Origin of the sequence: Streptomyces durbertensis (assembly GCF_014156695.1) — a bacterium.
Lineage (GTDB): Bacteria > Actinomycetota > Actinomycetes > Streptomycetales > Streptomycetaceae > Streptomyces > Streptomyces durbertensis.
Genome location: NZ_WMLF01000364.1, coordinates 1 through 5484 on the forward strand (window position 1 = coordinate 1; position 5484 = coordinate 5484).

Here is a 5484-nt window from a genome sequence, read left to right on the forward strand (position 1 = left end):
GGAGTGGTCGGTGGCGGGGGCGAGTTGGTAGCGGGTCTCGTGTTCGACGCCTTCGTGGACGCCGGTGACGCACCAGGACACGTGGTCGTGCACGGAGGTGCGTTGGCCGGGCAGCCACACGAGCGCGACGAGGGAGAAGCCGCCGTCGGGTTCGGCGTGCAGGACGTGCTGCCGGTAGCTGGTCGGATCGGTGGCGCACTGGCGGTCGGTGAGGAGGTCGGCGGCGCCCAGGTGGGGTGCGAGCCGTTCGCCGACGAGGCGGGCGGTGGCCTCCGGCGGCAGGCCCCGGTCGGCGACCTCGCGCAGTGCGGCGACGAGCGTGCCGAGGCGCTGGGTGCCGGGCGGGATCGTGGCGGTGGCGTGGTGTGGGGACCGGGTCATACCGTGCAGCGTCCGACCGTACTGCCATCACGTCCAACGAGGGTTTCTAGGGGTTACCCAAGATCCCGCTTATGGGACGGGGCTGCGGCGCCTAGGGGGTGTCTTCAAATGTCACGCCCACATCAGGAGCGAGGCGAGGGTGACGGCTGCGTGGTAGGACTCGATGGTCTTGTCGTAGCGGGTGGCGATGCCGCGCCATTGCTTGAGGCGGTTGAAGCACCGTTCCACGACGTTGCGCCGCTTGTAGACCTGCGTGTCGAAGACTGGCGGACGCCCGCCCCGGCTGCCGCGCCGGAGCCGGTTGCGGACCTGATCGGCGCGCTCGGGGATCGTGTGGCTGATGCTGCGGCGCCGCAGCCAGGTACGTATCGCCCGGGAGCTGTAGCCCTTGTCTCCCAGCACATGGCTGGGCCGGACCCTGGGGCGGCCCGGGCCGAGGCGAGGCACCCGGACGGCTTCCATCACGGTCGTGAACTGGGTGCAGTCGTTGGTGTTGCCGCTGGTGACGACGGAGGCAAGTGGACGCCCGAGGGCATCGCACACAAGGTGGATCTTGCTGGTCAGGCCGCCCCGGGATCGTCCGAGACCGGGGCTGCGGAGCCCCCTTTTCGTGCCCCCGCGGCGTGCTGGTGGGCGCGGACGATGGTGGAGTCGACCGACACCAGCCAGTCGATCTCCCCGGCCGCATCGGCTTTGGCCTGGGCGGCCTGGAGCATCCGCTCGAAGGTGCCGTCCAGCGCCCACCGGCGGAAACGGGTGTGCAGCGTCTGCCACGGTCCATACCGCTCAGGCACATCCCGCCAGGCCGAGCCCGTCCGGAACTTCCACACGATCCCGTTGAGCACGGTCCGGTCGTCCAACCGCTTCCGCCCCCGCAAGGACACAGGCAGCAGCGGACGAACGAACTCCCACTCCTCGTCAGACAGTTCATGGCGACGTGTCACCCGACCATGATCCACCACTCGACATCATTTGAAGACACCCCCTAGGCTGCTGGGAGGGACCCGGGCGGCTGCCCGGCGGTCGGGGCCTGACACCCGGCGCAGGCGGGAACGCGGGCCGTTCCGGGTTCCACCCGGCAGCGCCGCGCACCTGGGAGGTACGGGCAGATGCTGACCACAAGCCACCTCGCCGGCTCCCCGAACTGGCTCGATCTGGCCAGCCCGGACGTCGCCGCCTCGGCCGCGTTCTACGGGGAGGTCTTCGGCTGGACGTCCGAACCCGGTGGCCCGGACCCGGACGGTCTGCGGCTGCTGAGGCTGCACGGCCGCACGGCGGCCGCCGTCCGCCCGCTCGCCGCGCACGACACCGGGCCGGCGTGGACGGTGTACTTCTCCACCCCCGACGTGGACGCCACGATCGCCGCCGCCCGGGAGGTCGGCGGCACGGTGCGGGCGGGCCCCGCGGCGGGGCCGGGAGGCAGCCTCACCGCGGCGCTCACCGACCCCGCCGGCGCGGACTTCGCGCTGTGGCAGCCGGGCGACCTGCTCGGTCTGGACGTCGTGAGCGAGCCGAACGCGCTGTGCTGGGTCGAGCTGTACACCACGGACGGCGAGGCAGCCGGCGCGTTCTACCGGGCGCTGTTCTCGTGGGCACTGCACCCGGCGCCGATGGCGGAGGTCGAGTACAGCGTGCTCGCGCCGTTCGGCGGAGGCGTGGAGGACGGCTTCGGCGGCCTGTTCGAGCTGCCGGGGGAGGAGCAGGCCCCGGAAGCCGGGCCCGAGTGGCATCCCTACGTCGCGGTGACGGACTGCGACGGCGCGCTGAACGCGGCGGTCAAGCAGGGCGCGGCCACGCTGGTCCCGCCGATGGACCTGCCGGACGTGGGGCGGATGGCGATGTTCGCGGACCCGGTGGGCGCGGTGTGCGCCGTCATCACCCCGCAGGAGCCGGGCGGCCGGTGACGCGTGCGGCGACCGGGCGGAGGGCCGTTGTCAGTGCCGTCTGCCACGATGGCGGCAGCCGAGGTTGTCCAGCAGACGAGGCCGGCGCGAGGCCGACGAGAGGGTGTGGCGATGCGGGAGAAGCAGCAGCTCAAGGAGGAGGAGTTCCCGCGTCTGGCGGACCCGTACCGGCGGGAGCTGCTGGCGCACTGCTACCGCATGCTCGGTTCGGTGCACGACGCGGAGGACCTCGTCCAGGAGACGTACCTGCGGGCGTGGCGCGCCTACGACAACTTCGAGGGCCGCTCCTCGATGCGCACCTGGCTGCACCGCATCGCCACGAACACCTGCCTGGACGCGCTGGAGAGCCGGAAGCGGCGGCCGCTGCCGACGGGCCTGGGCAGCCCCAGCTCCGACCCGTCCGACACCCTGGCCCAGCGCACGGAGGTCGACTGGCTGGAGCCGGTCCAGGACGCCATGGTCGGTGCCGGGGGCGGCGACCCGGCGACGATCGTGACGTCGCGGGAGAGCATCCGGCTCGCGTTCGTCGCGGCCCTGCAGCACCTGCCGCCGCGCCAGCGCGCGGTGCTGCTGCTGCGGGACGTGCTGCGGTGGAAGGCCGCCGAGGTCGCCGAGCTGATGGAGACGAGCACGGCGTCGGTGAACAGCGCCCTCCAGCGTGCCCGCGCCCAGCTCAAGCAGGTGACGCCGACGGAGGAGTCGGTGAGCCGGCCCACGACGGCGGAGCAGCGGGAGCTGCTGGAGCGGTACGTGGTGGCGTTCGAGCGCAAGGACATCGCGGCCATCGTCGACCTGTTCACCTCCGACGCCGTCTGGGAGATGCCCCCCTTCCTCAGTTGGTACCGGGGTCCCGCCGACATCGGCGAGCTCATCCGCACGAGCTGCCCCGCCGGTCCCGGCGACATGCGGCTGATACCCGCCGAGCTGAACGGCCAGCCCTCGTTCGCGCTGTATCTGCGGGAGGGCGGCGACGGGCCCTTCCAGCCGTGGAACCTGCACGTGCTCACGCTGCGGGAGGGCGCGGTGTCCCACGTGGTCGCCTTCTTCGACCGGGCCCTGTTCGACAAGTTCGGTCTCCCGGCGGAGATACCCGCCTGAGCCGCACCCCGCCGGACGGGGTCGCCGGCGGGGGCGTCCAAGAGCGTCGGTGGGGAGGAACACCGGGTATGGACACCAGGATGCTGCGTGCGGTGGGTGCCGCCACCGCCCTTTACGGACTTGCCGTCACCGCCCGGCCGGAGGTGCTGGCCCGGCCCTCCGGTCTCACCGACCAACACGGCCGGGTCGCCGAGCACACGGCCGTCTCGCTGCGCCCGCTGGGCTGGCGGGACGCCGCGAGCGGGGTCGCGATGCTGTGCGCGCCCTCCGCGTCGGCGATGCGCCTGGCCGCCGCCGTACGGCTGGCCGCCGACTTCGGCGACGGCGTGCTGCTCGCCGCCACCCTGCCGCGCGACCGTAGGTTGAAGGCGGTCGCGATCTCGTTCGGCTGGGGCGCGCTCACGGTGGTGGGCCTGGCCCGCCGGGGTACCGGCGGCCGGCGGAGCTGAGGCGCGACGCGGCCGAGGGCCCGCGCGGGGGACCGCCCCGCGCGGCGAGCGCCCGCGCCGGGCGCGGTGGAGAGGCAGGTAGGTCAGTGGAGCACCATCCGCCGAGGCTGTACGTGACGCCGGACGAGCCCCGGGCGCTGGTCCTGCTGCTCCACGGCGGCCGGGCGCACGGTCTGGAGCCGCCCTCGGCGCTCAACCTGCCCTCCAGGCGGATGCGGCCCTTCGCGACCACCGTGACCCGCGCGGTCGACGTCCCCGTCGCGGTCGCCGAGGTGCGCTACCGGCACCGGGGCTGGAACGGCGACCGGGCCGATCCCGCGCGGGACGCGCGCGCCGCCCTGGAGACGCTGCTGGAGACGTACGGGCCGCTGCCGGTGGTACTGCTCGGGCACTCGATGGGCGGCCGCGCCGCGCTGCGCCTCGGCGGTCACGAGGCGGTGCGCGGGGTGGTCGCGCTGGCGCCCTGGTGCCCGGACGACGAACCGACCGCGCACCTCGCCGGCCGGCCCGTCGTCCTGCTCCACTCCGACCAGGACCGGATGACCGACCCCATGGCGTCGTGGCGCTTCGTCGGGCGGGCGAAGGCCGCCGGGGCGCGGGCCTGCGGGGTGGAGATCACCGGCAGCGACCACGCGCTGCTGCGCCGCGCGACGGTCTGGCACGACCTGGTGGGCCGCGTGGTGCGCGGCGTCCTCGACCCCGCCCGGATGCCGCCGGAGGTCACGGCCGCGTGCGCCGCCCCGGCGGAGGCCGGCTACCGGCCGCTCCTGCCCACCGACCTCGCGACCGGCTGACCACGCGACGCGCTGGTCAGCACACGCGGAACTCGTTGCCCTCCGGGTCACCCAACACTCAGGACCAGACGTTCTGGAGTGGCGACATGGGCATATCTACGCAGGTCAAGGCTGGTACCGGGAACTCGTTGCTCCCCAAAGGGAGCGTGACGACTACCCGGAACCCCCTCGCTGGCACGGTCTACACCGAGACGCTTCGGGGCGTGCGGTGCGTCCGGCTGTCCGTAGTCACCGACGAGACCAACAGCCCCGACCGGCGGCGCGAGGCAGATGACATGGCGGCGGCATCCCTCGGTATCAGCTTCGGCGAGGGTGACGCGGTGCGCGAGGGCCGCAGACCTGGACGTGAGCGCGTCCAAGGTGGCCCCGTTCGACCGCCCCCGACTCGGCGGCTGGCTTGCCCGTCCGGCGCCTCCGCTCACCAGTCGGCCAGTGGGTGCGGATCGGCCGAGTCGACCGTCACCTGGAAGTCCTATGCCATGCCCCGACCGTACCGACGGCCACCGACAGCCGCCCGCCGACGGCCCCGGCCGGGTGGCGTCGTCCCGCCCCCGGGGGAGGGACACGCCCCCACCTCGCCGGCACCGGCGCTAGGCGAGCGGCCGCCCCGTGGCGGTCTCCGGGGGCATCTCGGGCTCCCGGCCGCCCATGTCCAGGCGGAACGGCGGATACCGGTCCGTCATCAGGACCGCGTACACGTGCACCCGGAACATCCAGCGCACCAGCCCCATGAGGAACGCGAAGAGGTGCCGCGGATACCGCCCCGTGAACAGCAGCACCACCACGGCGATCAGGGTCAGGACACCCAGCAGGCTCACCGACCAGGCGCCGCCCGCCGACCCGCCCCCCTCGTACTGC

General features: G+C 73.5%; 6 protein-coding genes and 2 pseudogenes. 5 read left to right on the plus strand and 3 right to left on the minus strand.

What is annotated here, in order from left to right:
• A partial coding sequence (locus tag GL263_RS20385; RefSeq protein ID WP_500294570.1) for a cysteine dioxygenase family protein occupies nucleotides 1-381 on the minus strand: 381 nt, incomplete at its 3' end.
• Nucleotides 382-492: 111 nt separating this feature from the next.
• Nucleotides 493-1325 (minus strand): annotated as a pseudogene (locus GL263_RS20390) (IS5 family transposase).
• Between the two features lie 165 nt (nucleotides 1326-1490).
• On the opposite strand from GL263_RS20390, the gene GL263_RS20395 reads away from it, so the two are divergent.
• From GL263_RS20395 to GL263_RS28525, 5 genes and pseudogenes are all read left to right on the plus strand, one after another.
• Nucleotides 1491-2285 carry a VOC family protein gene (locus tag GL263_RS20395; RefSeq protein WP_182857179.1) on the plus strand — a complete coding sequence of 265 codons (795 nt, stop codon included), beginning with the start codon at nucleotides 1491-1493 and terminating at the stop codon, nucleotides 2283-2285.
• A 111-nt stretch (nucleotides 2286-2396) separates the two neighbouring features.
• Complete coding sequence (locus tag GL263_RS20400) at nucleotides 2397-3383, plus strand: sigma-70 family RNA polymerase sigma factor (protein WP_182857180.1); 987 nt, start codon at nucleotides 2397-2399, stop codon at nucleotides 3381-3383.
• A 68-nt stretch (nucleotides 3384-3451) separates the two neighbouring features.
• Nucleotides 3452-3832 (plus strand): hypothetical protein, encoded by a 381-nt coding sequence (locus GL263_RS20405; protein ID WP_182857181.1) that lies wholly within the window; start codon nucleotides 3452-3454, stop codon nucleotides 3830-3832.
• A gap of 86 nt (nucleotides 3833-3918) precedes the next feature.
• Nucleotides 3919-4626: an alpha/beta hydrolase gene (locus tag GL263_RS20410; protein WP_182857182.1), complete on the plus strand. Its 708-nt coding sequence runs from the start codon at nucleotides 3919-3921 to the stop codon at nucleotides 4624-4626.
• A gap of 86 nt (nucleotides 4627-4712) precedes the next feature.
• A pseudogene (locus GL263_RS28525) lies at nucleotides 4713-5034 on the plus strand (recombinase family protein); the annotation flags it as partial.
• A gap of 182 nt (nucleotides 5035-5216) precedes the next feature.
• On the opposite strand, the gene GL263_RS20415 reads toward GL263_RS28525, so the two are convergent.
• Nucleotides 5217-5484: DUF4389 domain-containing protein (locus tag GL263_RS20415; RefSeq protein WP_182857183.1), on the minus strand; the 268-nt coding region annotated here is incomplete at its 5' end.

What these genes read in the sequence shown, in the direction of transcription:
- GL263_RS20395 (WP_182857179.1), top strand. Translation starts at nt 1,491, where the DNA reads ATGCTGACCACAAGCCACCTCGCCGGCTCCCCGAACTGGCTCGATCTG.
- GL263_RS20400 (WP_182857180.1), top strand. Translation starts at nt 2,397, where the DNA reads ATGCGGGAGAAGCAGCAGCTCAAGGAGGAGGAGTTCCCGCGTCTGGCG.
- GL263_RS20405 (WP_182857181.1), top strand. Translation starts at nt 3,452, where the DNA reads ATGGACACCAGGATGCTGCGTGCGGTGGGTGCCGCCACCGCCCTTTAC.